Origin of the sequence: Limnobaculum allomyrinae (assembly GCF_016649425.1) — a bacterium.
GTDB classification, from domain to species: domain Bacteria; phylum Pseudomonadota; class Gammaproteobacteria; order Enterobacterales; family Enterobacteriaceae; genus Limnobaculum; species Limnobaculum allomyrinae.
Genome location: NZ_JADRCR010000001.1, coordinates 214670 through 232153 on the forward strand (window position 1 = coordinate 214670; position 17484 = coordinate 232153).

General features: G+C 43.9%; 20 protein-coding genes. 13 read left to right on the forward strand and 7 right to left on the reverse strand.

Annotated elements, in window-relative coordinates; genetic code table 11:
* Window position 1 precedes the first annotated feature (1 nt).
* The 5 genes from panD (at window position 2) to I2494_RS00905 (ending at window position 4056) form a co-directional block, all read left to right on the forward strand.
* Window positions 2-394 carry an aspartate 1-decarboxylase gene (panD, locus tag I2494_RS00885; RefSeq protein ID WP_218465839.1) on the forward strand — a complete coding sequence of 131 codons (393 nt, stop codon included), beginning with the start codon at window positions 2-4 and terminating at the stop codon, window positions 392-394.
* 139 nt (window positions 395-533) lie between these two features.
* Window positions 534-809 (forward strand): metal/formaldehyde-sensitive transcriptional repressor, encoded by a 276-nt coding sequence (locus I2494_RS00890; protein WP_218465838.1) that lies wholly within the window; start codon window positions 534-536, stop codon window positions 807-809.
* A 61-nt stretch (window positions 810-870) separates the two neighbouring features.
* Window positions 871-1989 carry an S-(hydroxymethyl)glutathione dehydrogenase/class III alcohol dehydrogenase gene (locus I2494_RS00895; RefSeq protein ID WP_218465837.1) on the forward strand — a complete coding sequence of 373 codons (1119 nt, stop codon included), beginning with the start codon at window positions 871-873 and terminating at the stop codon, window positions 1987-1989.
* A 76-nt stretch (window positions 1990-2065) separates the two neighbouring features.
* Window positions 2066-2914 (forward strand): S-formylglutathione hydrolase, encoded by an 849-nt coding sequence (fghA, locus tag I2494_RS00900; protein ID WP_218465836.1) that lies wholly within the window; start codon window positions 2066-2068, stop codon window positions 2912-2914.
* 134 nt (window positions 2915-3048) lie between these two features.
* Window positions 3049-4056 carry an NUDIX hydrolase N-terminal domain-containing protein gene (locus I2494_RS00905; protein WP_218465835.1) on the forward strand — a complete coding sequence of 336 codons (1008 nt, stop codon included), beginning with the start codon at window positions 3049-3051 and terminating at the stop codon, window positions 4054-4056.
* Window positions 4057-4107: 51 nt separating this feature from the next.
* On the opposite strand, the gene yidA is transcribed toward I2494_RS00905, so the two are convergent.
* The 4 genes from yidA to I2494_RS00925 all read right to left on the reverse strand — a co-directional run bounded on the left by yidA (window position 4108) and on the right by I2494_RS00925 (window position 7123).
* Window positions 4108-4917 carry a sugar-phosphatase gene (yidA, locus tag I2494_RS00910; protein WP_218465834.1) on the reverse strand — a complete coding sequence of 270 codons (810 nt, stop codon included), beginning with the start codon at window positions 4915-4917 and terminating at the stop codon, window positions 4108-4110.
* Window positions 4918-4979: 62 nt separating this feature from the next.
* Complete coding sequence (gene arsC / locus I2494_RS00915) at window positions 4980-5408, reverse strand: arsenate reductase (glutaredoxin) (protein ID WP_218465833.1); 429 nt, start codon at window positions 5406-5408, stop codon at window positions 4980-4982.
* A gap of 4 nt (window positions 5409-5412) precedes the next feature.
* The gene (locus I2494_RS00920) at window positions 5413-6702 is read right to left on the reverse strand and encodes an arsenic transporter (RefSeq protein ID WP_218465832.1); all 1290 of its coding nucleotides are present in this window, start codon (window positions 6700-6702) and stop codon (window positions 5413-5415) included.
* 82 nt (window positions 6703-6784) lie between these two features.
* Window positions 6785-7123 carry a metalloregulator ArsR/SmtB family transcription factor gene (locus I2494_RS00925; protein ID WP_218465831.1) on the reverse strand — a complete coding sequence of 113 codons (339 nt, stop codon included), beginning with the start codon at window positions 7121-7123 and terminating at the stop codon, window positions 6785-6787.
* A 241-nt stretch (window positions 7124-7364) separates the two neighbouring features.
* Between I2494_RS00925 and I2494_RS00930 the strand changes: the two genes are divergently transcribed.
* The 7 genes from I2494_RS00930 (at window position 7365) to I2494_RS00960 (ending at window position 13898) form a co-directional block, all read left to right on the forward strand.
* Window positions 7365-8033, forward strand: a complete 669-nt coding sequence (locus I2494_RS00930) for an FMN-dependent NADH-azoreductase (RefSeq protein WP_218465830.1) — start codon at window positions 7365-7367, stop codon at window positions 8031-8033.
* Window positions 8034-8104: 71 nt separating this feature from the next.
* On the forward strand, window positions 8105-8626 hold the full coding sequence (locus I2494_RS00935; RefSeq protein WP_218465829.1) for an RrF2 family transcriptional regulator: 522 nt from the start codon (window positions 8105-8107) through the stop codon (window positions 8624-8626).
* A gap of 161 nt (window positions 8627-8787) precedes the next feature.
* Entirely contained in the window at window positions 8788-10248 is a 1461-nt protein-coding gene (locus I2494_RS00940; protein ID WP_218465828.1) for an AMP nucleosidase, read from the forward strand.
* Between the two features lie 29 nt (window positions 10249-10277).
* Window positions 10278-10673 (forward strand): VOC family protein, encoded by a 396-nt coding sequence (locus I2494_RS00945; RefSeq protein WP_218465827.1) that lies wholly within the window; start codon window positions 10278-10280, stop codon window positions 10671-10673.
* Between the two features lie 38 nt (window positions 10674-10711).
* A complete protein-coding gene (locus I2494_RS00950) occupies window positions 10712-12148 on the forward strand; it encodes a 6-phospho-beta-glucosidase (protein WP_218465826.1) in 1437 nt (478 codons plus the stop codon).
* A gap of 193 nt (window positions 12149-12341) precedes the next feature.
* Complete coding sequence (locus I2494_RS00955; protein ID WP_218465825.1) at window positions 12342-13469, forward strand: MBL fold metallo-hydrolase; 1128 nt, start codon at window positions 12342-12344, stop codon at window positions 13467-13469.
* A 231-nt stretch (window positions 13470-13700) separates the two neighbouring features.
* Window positions 13701-13898, forward strand: coding sequence for a hypothetical protein (locus I2494_RS00960; RefSeq protein WP_218465824.1), 198 nt, complete (start codon window positions 13701-13703; stop codon window positions 13896-13898).
* A gap of 15 nt (window positions 13899-13913) precedes the next feature.
* On the opposite strand, the gene I2494_RS00965 is transcribed toward I2494_RS00960, so the two are convergent.
* The 3 genes from I2494_RS00965 to I2494_RS00975 form a co-directional block, all read right to left on the reverse strand.
* Window positions 13914-14177, reverse strand: a complete 264-nt coding sequence (locus I2494_RS00965) for a hypothetical protein (RefSeq protein ID WP_218465823.1) — start codon at window positions 14175-14177, stop codon at window positions 13914-13916.
* Between the two features lie 28 nt (window positions 14178-14205).
* Window positions 14206-14760 (reverse strand): hypothetical protein, encoded by a 555-nt coding sequence (locus tag I2494_RS00970; protein WP_218465822.1) that lies wholly within the window; start codon window positions 14758-14760, stop codon window positions 14206-14208.
* Window positions 14761-14840: 80 nt separating this feature from the next.
* Complete coding sequence (locus I2494_RS00975) at window positions 14841-15641, reverse strand: hypothetical protein (protein ID WP_218465821.1); 801 nt, start codon at window positions 15639-15641, stop codon at window positions 14841-14843.
* A 206-nt stretch (window positions 15642-15847) separates the two neighbouring features.
* Between I2494_RS00975 and I2494_RS00980 the strand changes: the two genes are divergently transcribed.
* Complete coding sequence (locus tag I2494_RS00980) at window positions 15848-17284, forward strand: DKNYY domain-containing protein (RefSeq protein WP_218465820.1); 1437 nt, start codon at window positions 15848-15850, stop codon at window positions 17282-17284.
* Window positions 17285-17484: the final 200 nt, after the last annotated feature.

Below are 17484 nucleotides of genomic sequence, written 5' to 3' on the forward strand. Positions count from 1 at the left end.
AATGGAATTAACCATGTTAAAAAGCAAGATCCATCGGGCAACCGTTATTCAGGCCGAACTGGACTATATCGGCAGCATTACTGTCGATCAGGATCTGTTAGATGCTTCAGGCATTCTGGAATATGAAAAAGTTCAGATTGTGAATATCAATAATGGTAGCCGATTTGAAACCTATACTATTTCAGGGAAAAGAGGCAGTGGCCTGATTTGTCTTAATGGCGCAGCGGCTCGTCATGTACAAGTAGGGGATAAAGTGATCATTATGTGTTATGCCCAACTCACACCGGAAGAGGCTAAGACTCATCAGCCTAAGGTGGTGTTTGTTGATGATGATAATGGCATTATCCGCATTTCCCGCTATGAAAAGCATGGTCGTTTAGAAGATCTGGCTTAATCTCCAGATAGTGGCCTGAGCGTTCAGGCCACTATCTGTCGATACTTCTTTTATTTATCTCGTCATTATTATCTGCTGGTTTGCTCTGATTATTATATTCATATAGTATACCCCCCTATACTATAAAGAGAGCAATTCCATGCCAAAGTTAGATGCAGATAAAAAACGAATCCTCACCCGGGTACGTAAAATTAAAGGGCAGGTGGAAGCGCTGGAAAAGGCGCTGGAATCCGGTAAGGAGTGCCAACTGCTGCTACAGCAAATAGCCTCATTTCGTGGTGCGGCTAATGGGTTAATGAACGATATTTTAGAGACACATCTGCGTGACGAACTGCGGGATATACTCCCTTCAGGCGAATCACAATCCACTAAAGTTGATGAACTTGCAACTCTTATTCATTCCTACCTGAAGTAACTATTTCTACCTGACTAGCCTGATGCCGCTAGTTTTAAATAAATGTTGATGGAGAAACCCTATGAAATCTCGTGCTGCCGTAGCTTTTGAAGCCGGAAAACCGTTACAGATCGTTGAAATTGATGTTGCTCCACCAAAGAAAGGCGAAGTATTAGTGCGTATCACCCATACCGGTGTGTGCCATACGGATGCTTTTACGCTATCCGGTGACGATCCTGAAGGGGTTTTCCCTGCGGTATTAGGCCATGAAGGTGGTGGTATCGTGGTTGAAGTTGGTGACGGCGTCACGTCATTGAAGCCCGGGGATCATGTTATACCGTTATATACCGCCGAATGCGGCGAGTGTAAGTTCTGTAAGTCAGGTAAAACTAACCTGTGCCAGGCGGTCAGAGCTACACAAGGGAAAGGTCTAATGCCAGATGGCACAACCAGATTCTCTTATAATGGTCAGCCTATATATCACTATATGGGTACCAGTACCTTCAGTGAATACACGGTAGTGGCGGAAATTTCGCTGGCAAAAATCAATCCTGAAGCACCGTTGGAGAAAGTGTGCCTGTTAGGCTGCGGCGTTACTACCGGCATTGGCGCTGTTCATAATACCGCGAAAGTTAAGGCGGGAGACACGGTGGCTATCTTTGGTCTGGGGGGAATTGGTCTGGCAGCGATTCAAGGGGCAGTACAGGCTAAGGCCGGCCGAATTATTGCTATTGATATCAATCAGGACAAATTTAAACTGGCTAAAGAGATGGGCGCGACAGACTGCATCAATCCTAAAGATTACGATAAACCAATTCAGGATGTGATTGTGGAAATGACCGATGGCGGAGTGGATTACAGCTTCGAATGTATCGGTAATGTTGATGTGATGCGCTCAGCGCTAGAGTGTTGCCATAAGGGTTGGGGTGAAAGCGTCATTATCGGCGTAGCCGGCGCAGGTCAGGAGATCCGCACTCGACCATTCCAACTGGTTACCGGACGCGTATGGCGCGGTTCTGCTTTTGGCGGTGTAAAAGGGCGCAGCCAATTACCGGGTATGGTAGAACAGGCGATGAAAGGGGATATTCAACTCGATCCGTTCATTACCCATACTTTACCGCTGGAAGAGATTAATCAGGCGTTTGACCTGATGCATGAAGGTAAGTCTATTCGTACCGTTATCCATTTTGGCGATAAATAGTGATGAGTTTGATGGAGCACAGGTTTATTGCTGTGCTCTGTTTCGGCATCGCCAAATTTATCAAAGGAGCCTTTAAATGCAGAATGAAGTAGAGCTTATTGAGCAACACAAAGTGTTTGATGGCAACCAGCGGCGTTATCGCCACTATTCATCCACACTTGGCTGCGCCATGACTTTCAGCCTGTTTGTTCCTGACCAATCTCGTTATCCATCACCGCCACTGTTATGGTGGCTGTCAGGGTTAACCTGTAACGATGAAAATTTCACTACCAAAGCGGGGGCACAGCGCATTGCCGCCCGATTGGGTATGGCGATAGTGATGCCGGATACCAGCCCCCGAGGGGAAGCTGTGGCAGATGTAGGCCAGTGGGATTTAGGTCAGGGAGCAGGATTCTATCTGAATGCCACTCAGCAGCCCTGGGCTGAGCATTACCGAATGTATGACTATTTATGTGATGAGCTTTCTCAACTGTTAAGTCATAAGCTAGGTTTTAACGGTGCTCAAGCCATATCTGGTCACTCTATGGGCGGGCATGGCGCATTGGTGATGGCACTACGTAATCCGGAACGTTTTTGTTCGGTATCGGCGTTTTCACCTATCGTCAACCCAATGGACGTTCCCTGGGGACAAAATGCATTCCAGACTTATTTAGGCGAAGATCGTCAAAGCTGGCAGCAATGGGATACCTGTGAACTGCTAAAAAACTACCAGGGAAAACCTATTCCGATGTTAGTGGATCAAGGGGATAACGACAGTTTTCTTGGTGAGCAACTTCAGCCGGAACGTTTAGTTCAGGTTGCGGCCGACAGAAACTACCCGTTAACCCTGCGTATGCAACAAGGCTATGACCACAGCTACTATTTCATCGCCAGCTTTATTGAGCAACATCTTGAGTTTCATATGAAACATTTGCAGCAGGTATAGCAGTGACGTTGTAACTAAAATAGTATCCGGCGGCATAAATTGCGCCGGATAACGTCCTTTATCCTTCTGTAAAATACCTCATCATACTGCTACGATAACGCTATTCAGTCTCCAGACTCCTTCATCAGGTCACTATGCATTACAGCCATATTATTTTTGATTATGAATGCTTACCCGATAATGCCGGCTTGCTCCTGCAACAGTTAAAACAACAAAACTATCGGGTGGGATTACTCTGTTCTGAAAATGTTCAACGGGATCCGGCTTTATCTCAATACGCCGAAGTTATGTATTTTGATGACAAAGAAAATGGTATGGCTGGATATTTATCGCAAACCGTTAAAGAGAAAACCAAGACATTATGGATTGGCGCATCCGGTGAAAGTGCATGTCTGGCGTCAGAATCCGGGATAGATTTTGCTTTGGCTTTATGGTGCTGTCGTTCAGTAAAGCATATTTATGCCAATCACTACCTCAATTTACCTGATGATATCTTTATGATTTTGAAACAGAAATCAACTGAATCAGATGAGATGCGCTGGCTAAAGTGGGCCGTTGAGTTGCAGTTTATTGGTCAGACAGGATGTCATTACTCGCAGGATGTTTACGATCGGGAGCGTTTTGAACGAATTCGTCAGCTATCGGCGGAGATCGTCAGTCAATATAGCGGCCTACCGATGGCCCATGTCAGTAGTGTATTCTGCAATGAAACCGGTTTTCAAACCCCTAAACTGGACTGTCGGGCGGCGATATTTGACGAAGATAAAATATTATTAGTCAAAGAAAATAGCGGTGAGTGGTCTTTGCCGGGAGGATGGGTGGATGTGAATCAGTCTATCCGGGCTAATACGGTAAAAGAGGTGAAAGAAGAGGCGGGATTAGACGTTATTGCGACCCGATTAATTGCGCTACAGGATCGTAATCTTCATAACACGCCAATTTATGCCTATGGTATTTGCAAAGTTTTTGTTCAGTGCGAAGTGATTGGCGGTCATTTTGTTGCTAACAGCGAAACCATAGAAAGCGGTTGGTTTAGTCAGGAGCAACTGCCTGAACTGTCAGAAGATAAAACCACGGCACAGCAAATTGCACTCTGTTTTGAGGCGTACCACGCTGAATACTGGCAGCCGGTCTTTGACTGATTGGATGTGGGGAAATCATGCCCGATCTCCCCTGAACAATATTCCTGATGATTAAGCTAAATATTTCTCAATGGCAAACGCCACGCCATCTTGCTGGTTAGTGCGGGTGACAAATTGAGCATGTTGCTTAATTTCATCAGAGGCATTCCCCATGGCAACCCCAATGCCAGCAAACTTGATCATCGGAAGATCGTTATGGTGATCGCCAATGCACATCACTTCTGATTGCTGAATGTTTAACCGTTGGGACAAAAATTTGACTGCCGCCCCTTTATCAACTTCCTTATGTAATACTTCCAAAAAGAAAGGTGAGCTTTTCACCAGAGTATATTTATCATGATAGCTGGCTGGGATGTTTTCTATCGCCGCATCGAGAATCGTTGGCTCATCAATAAACATCATTTTAGGGAACATCAGGTCAGCTTTCATTTCGTCGATTGGGCAGTAGATTAACGGAACGTGACTGAGGAAGGCTTCCCGTACGGTATAAGTGCTGATATCCCGGTTTGGCGTATAGAGAGCATCATAAGTTAAGGCATGAAAGTGAATATTAAGATGCAAGGACAGGGCACTAACATGGTTATAATCATCAATGGTTAACAGGGTTTGCTTAATCACTTCACCGCTGCCTGCATGTTGTACTAATCCACCGTTATAGGAAATACAGTAACAACCCGATTTATCCAGACCCAGTTCCTTTATGTATCCTTGCATACCGCTATAAGGTCGCCCTGAAGCTAAAACAATATGAACTCCCTGGGATTGCGCCTGACTCACCGCCTGTTTTACAGCGGGAGAGATGCTCTTATCATCCTGAAGCAGCGTGTCATCCAGATCGATGGCGATTAATTTTACAGTCATGACGTTCCCTTAAACAGTAGGCTGAAAGATTAGCGAAAGAGACAGATTGCTAATGAATATTGTTACTTAATAATCCGATTACCCTGTTCATCAATTATCTGTTCGCCATCCTCTTTAGTAAAAGCACCTGATTGGCGATCCGGTAATATTTCCAGTACCACTTCAGAAGGGCGACAAAGTTTAGTTCCCCGTTCAGTAATCACTATTGGGCGGTTAATCAGAATAGGGTATTGCAGCATAAAATCAATGATTTGACTATCACTCCAGTGAGCTTGTGCCAGATTTAATGTTTCATAAGGCTCAACGTTTTTACGTAACAGCTCCCGGGGAGACATTTGCAGATCTTCAATTATACCCAGTAACTCAATGCGACCAGGAGGATTTTCCAGATAGAGAATAACCGTTGGCTCCACACCGCTATTACGGATTAATGCCAGCGTATTACGAGAGGTTCCACAAGCAGGATTATGATAAATAGTAATTTTTCGCATAGTGTTATACCAAAAATGAGAGGCGAATAGCCAAGGCTATTAACGTTATCAAAAGAACGGGAAACGTCATAATGATACCAACCCGAAAATAATAGCCCCAGGAGATAGTAAGATTTTTCTGCGCTAATACATGCAGCCAAAGCAGGGTGGCCAGACTGCCAATCGGTGTAATTTTCGGGCCAAGATCGCAACCGATCACATTGGCATAAATCATCGCCTGTTTTATTACGCCAGTTGCCGAACTGCCTTCAATTGAAAGTGCGCCGACCAGCACGGTTGGCATATTATTCATTATTGCCGACATGACCGCCGTCAGGAAACCGGTACCCAATGTCGCTGCCCACAGCCCCCGTTCAGCCAATAGGTCTAATATTTGAGCAATATAATGAGTAAGCCCTGCATTACGTAAACCGTAAATAACCAAATACATGCCCAACGAGAAGATTACAATTTGCCATGGTGCCCCGCGGATCACCTTACCGGTATCAATGATTCGGCTTCTTCGTGCAATAAGCCAAAGTGTAATAGCACCTACTGCTGCAACCAGGCTAACCGGGATACCTAAATGATTTAAACCGAAAAAGCCAATCAGCAGCAGGGCTAAAATTAACCATCCCGCTTTAAAGGTTTTACGATCACGTATTGCCTCTTCCGGTAACTTTAATAATTTCATGTCATAGCTATCTGGAATCGATTTGGCAAAAAAACAGTGAAGCGTGATTAATGTAGCCAGAATAGCCACTATATTGACCGGAACCATGATGGCTGCATAATGGCTGAAGCTAATATCGAAGTAGTCAGCAGAGACGATATTAACCAGATTTGATACCACCAAAGGCAAGCTGGCGGTATCAGCAATAAATCCAGCTGCCATCACAAATGCCAGCGTAGCCCCCCGGTTGAATCCTAATGCCAGAAGCATAGCAATCACAATTGGCGTTAATATTAAGGCCGCACCATCGTTAGCGAACAGCGCAGCTACGGAGGCTCCTAATAAAACAATATAGGTAAAAAGTCGCTTACCTTTACCATTTCCCCAACGGGCGACGTGTAATGCAGCCCATTCAAAAAAGCCTGATTCATCCAATAATAGACTGATGATAATCACGGCGATAAAAGCGGCTGTGGCGTTCCAAACGATATTCCAGACGACAGGAATATCGTTCAAATGAACCACGCCAGTAGCCAAAGCCAGAAGGGCACCAAACGAGGCACTCCAGCCAATACCTAATCCTTTTGGTTGCCAGATAACCAGAATAAGGGTGAGAAGAAAAATACTCAGCGCCAACCACATCAAAAACCTCCATAAATACTATTTTTATTTCAATTCTTCCTTATATATTCGAAAAAACGCATATATAAGGGTAAAAATTTTATCAACAACGACCTGGTTTATTATCTGTTAACGTAGAATAACTAAGCGCTTTTATTTGGTTAAGCTCGCTACTATAGGCTTGTTGAATAATGTTACCTGCCCACTGCGATATGTGGGGCGAAAGTCGATAGTGAATCCATTTTCCTTCACGACGATCGAGCAGAATGCCATGCTCTCTGAGCATAGCTAAATGTCGGGATATTTTCGGTTGTGGCAGTTTAAGGATTTCACAGAGTTCACAAACGCAGAGTTCATGGGAATCCTTCAATAATAATACGATGGTCAGGCGAGTTTCATCTGATAACGTTTTAAACAGCTGAAGTGGTGTTAATGACCCCATAATCAATATCCGGTTAGGTGAAAGTCAGACATTATCATACGGTGATAAATCACAGAGTCAAATAAAACATATCTGCTTTATCGAATATATAGGCTGACCAATGCGTGTTGTTGTATCTCTGGATTCGAATAAGAAAAAATTCCCCTTGCCGAAAAATATAAAAAGCGATACCTTAACTACGACAAGATTGGTCGTAGTTAAATCTTCGACATTTATTTTCAATTAAGCATATGGAACACAGATGAAAATATTACATATTGATGCGAGCTCAAAATTCCACCAGTGGTCTAACTCACGTGCTCTGGGTCGCTATTTTCTTCAGCAATTAAAGAGTAATGGTGTTGAGTTTGAAATTGATTACCTCGATGTTACCGAGGACGTTCAGCCTCACGTTTCCGCAGAGTTTGTACAGGCGACCTATACGCCGAAAGAAGAGCGAACTGAGAAAATGCATGAAGTATTAGCTTCATCTGATGCCATGTGCCAACGAGTGATGGATGCTGATGTGCTGGTATGTGCAATGCCAATGTATAACTGGACGATTCCATCAACATTTAAGACCTTTATCGATGCTATTACCCGTACTAACGTGACCTATGATTTACTGCCGGATGGTTCTACCGTTGGTAAATTGGGTGATAAAAAAGTGCTATTTATTACCACTCGCGGCGCCGATTTACGTCAGGGTTCACCGTATAGCCATATGGATGCCACGACGCCAGTACTTAAAGCGGCTTTTGCATTTATTGGTGTAGAAGCGCCACAATTTGTTGATGCTCAACCGCTGCAATTTACTATTGCTGAGGCTCGTGAAGCCGCATTAGTTCGCGCACATAACGATCTCGACCAATTGGCTGCACAGTGGGCAACCACAATGGCTAAATGCAACAAGCCAGAAATGGCGGTATAAGCAGGACACCCAAAGCGTTCTGCGGTAGACTTTAGCGCAGCAATAACACTTTTAATTATTCAGGGGGAGTCATGGCGTTTGTCAGTTCGGGGGTTGAGTATGCACTGCATTGTTTGCTGTATATTAGCCAGCGCGACGGAATCAAAGAAGCAAACGTGCGTGATTTAGCTGAATTGCAGGGAGTTCCTGTCGACTTTTTAGCTAAGATTTTTACTAAGTTAAAAAAGTCCGGCATTGTGAGCTCAACGGAAGGGGCCAGAGGCGGTTTTCACCTGGCTCGTTCACCTGAATCTATCTCGGTTAAAGATGTGGTCGAAGCCGTTGATGGCAATAAAGGGTTATTTGAGTGTAAAGAGATACGTGAACGCTGTGCGGTATTTGAACAACCTGCGCCTCAGTGGGCAACTGAAGGTGTATGTTCAATTCACCGCATTATGTTAGAAGCAGAGCAGGCTATGCGGCTGGTTTTCTCTCAACACACGCTGGCAACGCTGTCTGCATCTACTAATAAAAAAGCACCGGCTGAATTTAATCAGCAAATATTACAGTGGTTTGAGTCCCGACCTTCAAATCACCGCGTTTCATCTGAATGACTCCTGTCCTTTCTGATTTTGAATTTTTAAAATCGCAGCGCTGTGGGAAATTTGCCACAGCGCTTATTTATCAAAAACTTCCACTGATGAGTAAGCTATTCTATTATTACCCTAACCCACTAATTTAGTGACTGTCTCCATTTGCCCTTAAAGGAGCTCTCTTGAATCAGCAACCATTTAGTACTCGTCTTACTGCTTCTGAAGCCATCGATAAACTCGAACAACAATATGAATCCGCCTTAAGTGCGCTGCGTAGCGCCATTGGTGCTTTTATTCAGCAGGGAACCTTGCCGGATCTGAAAGCCAGAGAGAAAGGGCTATTTTCCTATCCTCAACTGCGGGTTTGTTGGGATGGTAAGTTTCAGGAACATTTACGTACTCGTGCTTACGGGCGCTTTGCACATCCGGGGCAATACACCACAACCATAACTCGACCGGATCTGTTTCGCCGTTATCTGACAGAGCAGTTAGGATTGCTGGAACATGATTATGGCGCTATTTTTGAAGTGACACCGTCACAGCAAGAGATACCTTACCCGTTTGTGATAGACGGTTCCGATCTGATGCTGGATCGCACGATGACCGCTGGGATAGTGCAGCACTTTCCTACTACCGACCTGGCTAAAATTGGTGATGATATTACCGATGGTCTGGCTAGTGCCGGAGATACCTTTCCGTTGTCTCACTTTGACGCATTACGCACCGACTTCTCTTTAGCACGGCTTAAACACTATACCGGAACACCGGTTGAACATGTTCAACCTTATGTTTTATTTACTAACTATAGCCGCTATGTGGATGAGTTCATCAGTTGGGCCTGCAAACAGATTCTTGATCCATCCAGTCCTTATCAGGCACTATCATGTGCTGGTGGCAGCTATATCACTGCGGAAAACGCCGATCCGGAAAGAACTGCATCAGACCTGGCCTGGAAAAAGCACCAAATGCCGGCTTATCACCTTATTTCCTCCTCCGGACAGGGAATCACACTGGTCAATATTGGCGTCGGGCCTTCCAATGCTAAGACTATCTGTGATCATCTGGCGGTACTGCGTCCACACGCCTGGTTAATGATTGGTCACTGTGGTGGATTGCGCGAAAGCCAGCGCATTGGCGATTATGTTTTGGCTCATGCCTATTTACGAGATGACCATGTTCTGGATGCGGTGTTACCACCGGATATCCCAATCCCCAGCATTGCTGAAGTGCAGCGAGCCCTATATGACTCCACCAAAGTGGTGAGTGGAATGCCGGGAGAAGAGGTCAAGCTGCGGTTGAGAACCGGTACCGTTGTTACCACCGATGACCGCAACTGGGAACTGCGTTTCTCCGTATCAGCCAGACGTTTTAACCTGAGCCGTGCGGTTGCGGTTGATATGGAAAGCGCCACTATTGCCGCTCAGGGTTATCGTTTTCGGGTACCTTATGGCACGCTGTTATGTGTTTCTGATAAGCCACTGCACGGGGAAATTAAACTGCCGGGACAGGCAAACCATTTTTACGAAGGGGCAATATCAGAACATCTGCAAATTGGTATTCGAGCCATAGATTTACTGCGAGCTGAAGGAGATAAGCTCCATTCCCGCAAACTACGTACATTTAACGAACCGCCATTCCGTTAAAACGGCGGTAAAAAAGTCAGGAGGTTAGAATGTTCTCTTATCTTATGCTGGGCACTAACCATCTTCCTACGGCGATCGCGTTTTACGATTCCCTGATGGAGATTCTGGGCCATCCCCGAGGTGGCAGTAATGATGAAGGGGCGTCGTGGGGTACATTCAGTGACAACCACAGTGTTGGTTTATGTGTTGGCCGCCCGTTTAATGGGGAAAACGCCACAATTGGTAACGGCGTAATGGCGGCGTTTAATGCGCCGGATACTCACACCATCGATCGTTTATATGCTGTTGCTGTTGCCAATGGCGGTACCAGTGAAGGTGCTCCCGGCTTTCGCCCTCAATATGGTGAAGGATTTTACAGCGCATATGTGCGCGATCCTGACGGTAATAAGCTGGCGTTTGTCTATTACGCAAAAACTAGTGATTAGGTTCTGTCAAACAGGGCAGAAACGGAGGAGAGAGTTATATGGCGCAAAATGGATTTCCTGAAGGTTTTTTATGGGGTGGCGCCGTTGCGGCTCATCAGGTTGAAGGCGGATGGAATAAGGACGGAAAGGGCGTGAGTATCGCAGACGTATTGTCTAAAGGTTCTCATGGTGTTGACCGGGTGATGACAGATGGTGTACTGCCCGAATATGTTTATCCTAACCATCTGGGTGTCGATTTTTATTCGCGTTACAAAGATGATATCGCTCTGTTTGCCGAGATGGGATTTAAATGTTTTCGAACCTCTATTGCCTGGAGCAGAATATTTCCTAATGGAGATGAACAAACACCCAACGAGGCCGGGTTACAGTTTTATGACGATCTGTTTGACGAACTACAGAAACACCAAATTGAACCGGTAATTACCCTCTCTCATTTTGAAATGCCTTATCATTTGGTGAAAGAGTACGGTGGCTGGCATAACCGTAACGTCGTTGATTTCTTTGTTCGCTTTAGTGAAGTAGTGATGGAGCGCTATAAAAGTAAAGTGAAATACTGGATCACCTTCAATGAAATTAACAATCAACGTAACTGGAAATATCCGCTGTTTGGTTACTGTAATTCCGGGGTGATATTTACCGATTATGATAATCCGGAACAGGCAATGTATCAGGTGCTTCATCATCAATTTATTGCCAGTGCTCAAGTGGTTAATCGTGGACATCAAATAAATCCGGATTTCAAGATTGGCAGCATGATCCATATGATGCCGTTGTATCCGGCAACCTGTCGCCCGGAGGATTTAGTTTTTGCTCAGGAAGCGATGAGGCAAAAATATGTGTTTAGCGATGTTCAGATGCGTGGCGTTTATCCGGCTTATATTGTAAAAGAATGGGCACGTAACAATATCACGATTACTACTCAACCCGGTGATGATGAGATCCTGCGCAATGGCTGTGCTGATTATCTGGCCATTAGTTATTACATGTCTAATATTGTTTCGCCAGATTACACCAAGTCGGAAAGCGCCTTAACGTTTTTTGAAGGCAGTAAATTGAATCCTTATTTGCAGGCTTCTGAATGGGGATGGCAAATCGACCCGATTGGTCTGCGCTATAGCCTTTCAGAACTGTACGAACGCTACCAGAAACCGCTGTTTATTGTGGAGAATGGTTTTGGTGCTATTGATGTGCGCGAAGCGGACGGTAGCGTTAATGATGATTATCGGATTGAGTATTTGAAGGCGCATATCGTTGAGATGGAGAAAGCGGTGGCCATTGATGGGGTTGATTTATTAGGCTATACCCCTTGGGGTTGTATCGATTGTGTCTCGTTTACTACCGGCGAGTACGCCAAACGCTATGGATTTATCTATGTCGATATGAATGATGACGGTAGCGGTACGCTGGCGCGTTCTAAAAAGAAAAGTTTTGACTGGTATAAAAACGTGATCGCTTCCAACGGTGCTCAACGTTAATTCAATGCTGAACTCAACTATTATCTATAGAGGTAATAGTTGAGCTTCTGATGATCTCTCTGTTGCAAATGATTTATGAATTTAATTCATGGGCTCTTGCGTATTTCGCCCTCTGGCAGCATAAGATAAGCCATTGTAATATTAGACAATGGCTTGATGAAAATGGGTAGCACCATTATCCAGAGAGGTTCTGATGAAGCGAGGAGTAAGCAAAATGCTATTGAGTTTATTAATACTCCTTGGCGCGTTAGTCGTCGGGAGCTATGTCTATATGCAGCAGCCAAAGTTTGGTCAACGGCCTGTGGGCGCAGATTTAATTCGTATCAGCCAGTCGCCAAATTATGTTAATGGGGCGTTTCAAAATCAGTTGCCAATACCACCAAGTGATAATGAAGAGAACATGGCAACAATCTTGATCAAATATCTGTTCACTAAAAAAGAGCGAGCAATACCATCAGTACCGATACCGTCAGCCAAAACCAACCTGTTAACATTAGATGCAAATCAGGATGTCGTTATCTGGTTGGGGCATTCATCCTATTATCTGCAACTGGCAGGGAAACGCATTCTTATTGATCCGGTATTTAGTATCAATGCTTCTCCGGTTCCATTCACTAATCAGGCTTTTGCCGGTACCAGTTTGTACACAGTAGAGGAGATGCCAGATATTGATTATTTACTGCTCTCCCACGATCACTGGGATCATCTTGATTATCCAACCATTATTGCGTTGAAAGATAACGTTAAAAGGGTGATTACCGGTTTAGGGGTTGGCAGTAGCTTTAAGCGTTGGGGATATAATCCGGATCTAATCTATGAGGGTGACTGGAACCAGTCTCTGCAATTGGATGATAAATTAACCGTTCATTTTTTACCTGCTCGCCATTTCTCCGGCCGTGGGTTTATTCGCAATTCTACCTTATGGGTATCCTTTGCTTTAATTACCGACGGGCAAAAACTATTTTTTAGTGGTGATAGTGGCTATGGCCCTCATTTTGCTGAGATAGGACGACAGTTTAATGGCTTTGATTTGGCAATTTTGGATAGTGGACAATATGATCACGGGTGGCGTTATGTCCACATGATGCCGGAAGACTCAGCGCAAGCCGCAGAAGATCTTCATGCCAGAGCACTGCTACCTGCCCATACGGGAAAATTCTCTCTCGCTTATCACGCCTGGAACGATCCATTTATCCGTGCCGTTAAGGCAAGTGAAAACAAAAGCTATCATCTGCTGACACCGATGATAGGTGAACCCATTTGGCTTAATAATAAAACTCAGACTTTTCATCATTGGTGGGAAAAGATCGCTAACCTATAGCACGTTTCAACTATCTTTTGACTCTGGATTGAAACGATAACGCTCGTTTCATCCCTCCGCTTTACTCAATCTTTTCACTTCTTTTACCTTAAGCTGCATTGAGCATATTGGCTATTGCCCGTACTGTTAAACAGCCCAACAGGAGGCAGCAGAGGGAGATAAAAAGTGAAAGCAGGGTTGAGAAATTCAATGATTGGTGCCGTTTGTTTATCGATGGTAGGGTGCGCAAATATGGATTCTGAAGATGTCGCATCTGCCGGGCTTATCATAGGGCTGGTTGGTATTGCTGCGGCAGTGTTATTAATGGACAGCGATAGTGACGACGACGACGACAGATATCATCATCGGGATAAACCAAGAGACAGAGAGAATTCTTATCAGGGGCATCATAAGTGCCGCGACGGACGTTCTTGTTATAAGCCAAGGTAGCAGGGTATAGATATTTTACTGTCCGGCCTCCCGACAGCCGTTATCCGGCGCGGGGCGAATACCAAAGTATTCCAGTATGCCTGTACCGGCTCTTTTAGCGTAAAAGCAGCCAGTTTCATCATTACACTCGCCGGTATAAATGGCTAAACGCCAGCGAACTTCCGGGCTTTCGTAACAATATCGTCCGGTACCAATTCGGGCATAACAGATAACGTAAAAGATCATGGCGAAAAGCACAGCTGACAGGATCGCAATGATAAAATTTCTTTTTTTGACCATAAAATGTTCCGGTGATAGTGACGTCAAATTACTCTTTTTCTAATAACTTCCCGTATCGTTCAATAAAATCTACCAACATCTGCGCTCTGGTATCAAGGTAATACAGCGTCGGGCCATGAGTGACGATTTTCCAGGGAGCTTTATCGAATTCGCACTTATCATCATTACTATCATAATAACGTTTAGCCGCGTTGATTTTTATGGCATAGGCACTGGCCTGTTGTGCATTCTCAAAACTCAATACATATAAATGGAAATCAGGGTAAACATTGCCAATAGGTGCTTTTATTGGAAAAGTACGGCTAAAGTAAAAACTGCGTACACCAGAACCGCTGAAACGATAATCTTCTTTAGTTTCGCAGCGATAAAAAGCCAGGGTGTCAGAAGAAGATCGTTGTTCTGTGGTGAATTTATCTTTCTCTAACTGTTGAAATAAACGCTGTAAGGATGGGGGATTATCTCCCTGATGGGTTAACACAATCTGATGCTGGCGTGATGGAAAGAGGGTAAGCCCAATAATTACCGCAATAATGGCAGCGAATATCAGAGCAATAACCATTTTCCGTTTTTTGATAGCATCCATGGTCACTATTCCTTATATCCCCCGGACGAATAAAAATTTTCAGCGCTGTTGGTCAATTTTACCCGCAGCCATCGTTTATTCTATTGAGTTGCAAATAACCCTTTGGCGCTTTTTATACTAATTTTCTGATACTTAGCATAGGCCTGTGCCACCGCTTCACGCGTTTGTTCCGGAGATTGCCGTTTAATCCAGGAATCTACTAACGCATTCAGAATATAAGCTTCCGGTGCCATAAAGTTGGTAGTCATCATTGCCGGCTTAATCCCCGTTTGTTCAAATTTAGGCAGAAAATAGGGCTTACTTTTACAGGCAAATACGGCCGCTTGTCGCTGAGCATTCAAAGCTCTGGTTTTTTCATCACGTATATCAGGTGGATTTAAATTTAACTGAGCAATTGAAAAATCCATCAGGCCATTGTGACCAATGTAAACCACCAGATCGGCGCCACCGCCGGTATCGATAGATTTCTGTTGAATATCCAGATTGGCTTTTTTCGCCCCGCCGATGTATTGATAAAAATCATCAATGGTTTGGCCGATATATTGGCCATCGTAGGCATCCGCTACCAGATAAACATCATCGGTTTTATGTTTAAAAACGATACGTTCCAATATGTTTTTTTGTGGATTGGCTGAAGAGTTAACAAGCTGCCAGTTTGGCTGTTTCTTGATGAAGGTTTTCACACCATAAGCCGCTCCCCAATACAGATTATTCACCGGGTCTTGTCCATTGCCAATTTTTTCAGGCACCGGAACAATCCCTTGATATTTGTTGTCACACAAGGCAACGACTACATGAACAACACGCGACTTGGCTAACAGAGGCAGGCTATTGGTGAATAAAAATGAGCATAACAACAGGTAGATAATTTTCTTCAGCATATTCGTCACTCTTCCGATGATTTATTGGCGAACAAAACGAGGGGAGTGTTGATGTACTCAACAGCCGCGCCATAGCAAAAAGAGGTTGTAATGATAGGTGAATATTTATCGGGGTTATTATTGGTTTTGTATCACATATCTCAACCCGTGTATTATATAACAGTACAATAGCAGGATGTTATTGGAATCAGGTAAAGGAATACCTTATGATCGTAGAGACACCAAAAACCAGAAAATTCCCCGGCACATTTTGGCTAAAACTTTTTGCCATTTTCTCTATTTTACTGGGATTGTTGTTCTCGGTATTTATCTTTACTAACCTTTGGCGAGATTCAAACTCCAGCGATTTTGGGCGTAACAGCAAGTCGCTTGGTGGGCGTTATTACAGCTATCAGCAAAAAGTTTATGTCAATATTCCATTTCAGGGGTATTACCTGCTGCCTGGTGTAAATAGCAGTGACTTTCAAGTCTATTCTTCCCGATATCTGGCGCCATTAGCCAAAGATAATCAGTCAGTATTCTGTGGCACTCATATCATTCAAGGATTGCAGCCTGAACACGTCATTTATACCTCTCAGGGATATATCAGCGATGGTCATAACACCTATTTTTGTAGCGAAGAACGCAAGAACCCGGGCTATTACTGGTGGCACGAAATAGTACGTGATAAAGATTATGATAACCCTGACCGCCCGAGGCGTCGGGATTTTATCTTAAGCCAGATGGAGAATGTTGTTTATGGCAATCTGAAAACCTGGGGACAGAATTATCTCTCCGATGGTCAACATCTGTTTTATGAAGGTGTGATGATTTCAAAAGCCGACGGTAGCAGTATTCAATCGGTACACTATGGACAGGGATATTTAAAAGACCGAATACATGACCGCTATTTGGCTGATAACACGCATGTTTATTATCAGGGAAAGCCTCTGCCTGATGCAAACCCAGTGACTTTTAGTGCATTCTCTCCGGACGGCGACCAGTGGCAAACAGATTATGGTTGGGATGCCAAAATCAATAGCTACTATTTTGGCGCAACGCCTTTTCCAGCGGTTATTGATGGAAAAAATACGCATGGGCTAAACCTTTTTGTCGCCGATCGCGATCGGGCAAATCACGAATTATTTATCAACGATAATGGCGTTTTTTATTGGGATTATCAGGGTAAAAAATTTAAATATGCGGGTCCAAACCCTTTTGGTAACGATAAATCACAGCCACTTTCAGAACAAAAGGCTCCGGGAGTATGGGTTACGGATAAAAATACCATTGTTTTAATCTCGTATGAGGTTTGGGGGAAAAGAAGCCGGGGATTAGTAAGCAAAAATACCGTACTTTCTGTTTTACCTGACGTGTCATTATCTGACTGGCAACCGGTTGATACTTTTGAACGCAACAGAAGGGCACTTGGCACCGTATGGTTGGCTAAAGGTAACTATTATTTTTCATCAACCAGTGGTCAGAATATTAGTATGAACGAATCACTCTATTTAATTATTGATTACCCGGCATTCAAACAACAATTACAGCAAGATCAACGGATAACCAGAAAACTGAAGGAGCAATATTTACGTAGTGTACGTGATATGCCAGAGGTTAATAATATCAGTCATGCTAAATCATCGTATTCATTTTGGAATTAAAATAATAAATTACTTATATTGTTTAAGTTGATTCTTATTTATCTTAACTGGATCGTTATTTTCATTCTGTTCTAACTTATTGCTATTGTGTTTTTATTTTTAATTAACAACAAGCTAATTTCATTAATTGAAATTCTTTGAAGTAATTTGATATGAGAACCTGATATTCTGCCGGGATCCGGATGATTCAATCCGAGGTT

Coding starts and splice junctions, on each gene's coding strand:
- I2494_RS00905 (WP_218465835.1), top strand. CDS start 3,049: ATGCATTACAGCCATATTATTTTTGATTATGAATGCTTACCCGATAAT.
- I2494_RS00945 (WP_218465827.1), top strand. CDS start 10,278: ATGTTCTCTTATCTTATGCTGGGCACTAACCATCTTCCTACGGCGATC.
- I2494_RS00975 (WP_218465821.1), bottom strand. CDS start 15,641: ATGCTGAAGAAAATTATCTACCTGTTGTTATGCTCATTTTTATTCACC.
- I2494_RS00930 (WP_218465830.1), top strand. CDS start 7,365: ATGAAAATATTACATATTGATGCGAGCTCAAAATTCCACCAGTGGTCT.
- arsC (WP_218465833.1), bottom strand. CDS start 5,408: ATGCGAAAAATTACTATTTATCATAATCCTGCTTGTGGAACCTCTCGT.
- I2494_RS00955 (WP_218465825.1), top strand. CDS start 12,342: ATGAAGCGAGGAGTAAGCAAAATGCTATTGAGTTTATTAATACTCCTT.
- panD (WP_218465839.1), top strand. CDS start 2: ATGGAATTAACCATGTTAAAAAGCAAGATCCATCGGGCAACCGTTATT.
- yidA (WP_218465834.1), bottom strand. CDS start 4,917: ATGACTGTAAAATTAATCGCCATCGATCTGGATGACACGCTGCTTCAG.
- I2494_RS00920 (WP_218465832.1), bottom strand. CDS start 6,702: ATGTGGTTGGCGCTGAGTATTTTTCTTCTCACCCTTATTCTGGTTATC.
- I2494_RS00890 (WP_218465838.1), top strand. CDS start 534: ATGCCAAAGTTAGATGCAGATAAAAAACGAATCCTCACCCGGGTACGT.
- I2494_RS00935 (WP_218465829.1), top strand. CDS start 8,105: ATGGCGTTTGTCAGTTCGGGGGTTGAGTATGCACTGCATTGTTTGCTG.
- I2494_RS00895 (WP_218465837.1), top strand. CDS start 871: ATGAAATCTCGTGCTGCCGTAGCTTTTGAAGCCGGAAAACCGTTACAG.
- I2494_RS00950 (WP_218465826.1), top strand. CDS start 10,712: ATGGCGCAAAATGGATTTCCTGAAGGTTTTTTATGGGGTGGCGCCGTT.
- I2494_RS00925 (WP_218465831.1), bottom strand. CDS start 7,123: ATGGGGTCATTAACACCACTTCAGCTGTTTAAAACGTTATCAGATGAA.
- I2494_RS00980 (WP_218465820.1), top strand. CDS start 15,848: ATGATCGTAGAGACACCAAAAACCAGAAAATTCCCCGGCACATTTTGG.
- I2494_RS00965 (WP_218465823.1), bottom strand. CDS start 14,177: ATGGTCAAAAAAAGAAATTTTATCATTGCGATCCTGTCAGCTGTGCTT.
- I2494_RS00960 (WP_218465824.1), top strand. CDS start 13,701: ATGGATTCTGAAGATGTCGCATCTGCCGGGCTTATCATAGGGCTGGTT.
- I2494_RS00970 (WP_218465822.1), bottom strand. CDS start 14,760: ATGGATGCTATCAAAAAACGGAAAATGGTTATTGCTCTGATATTCGCT.
- fghA (WP_218465836.1), top strand. CDS start 2,066: ATGCAGAATGAAGTAGAGCTTATTGAGCAACACAAAGTGTTTGATGGC.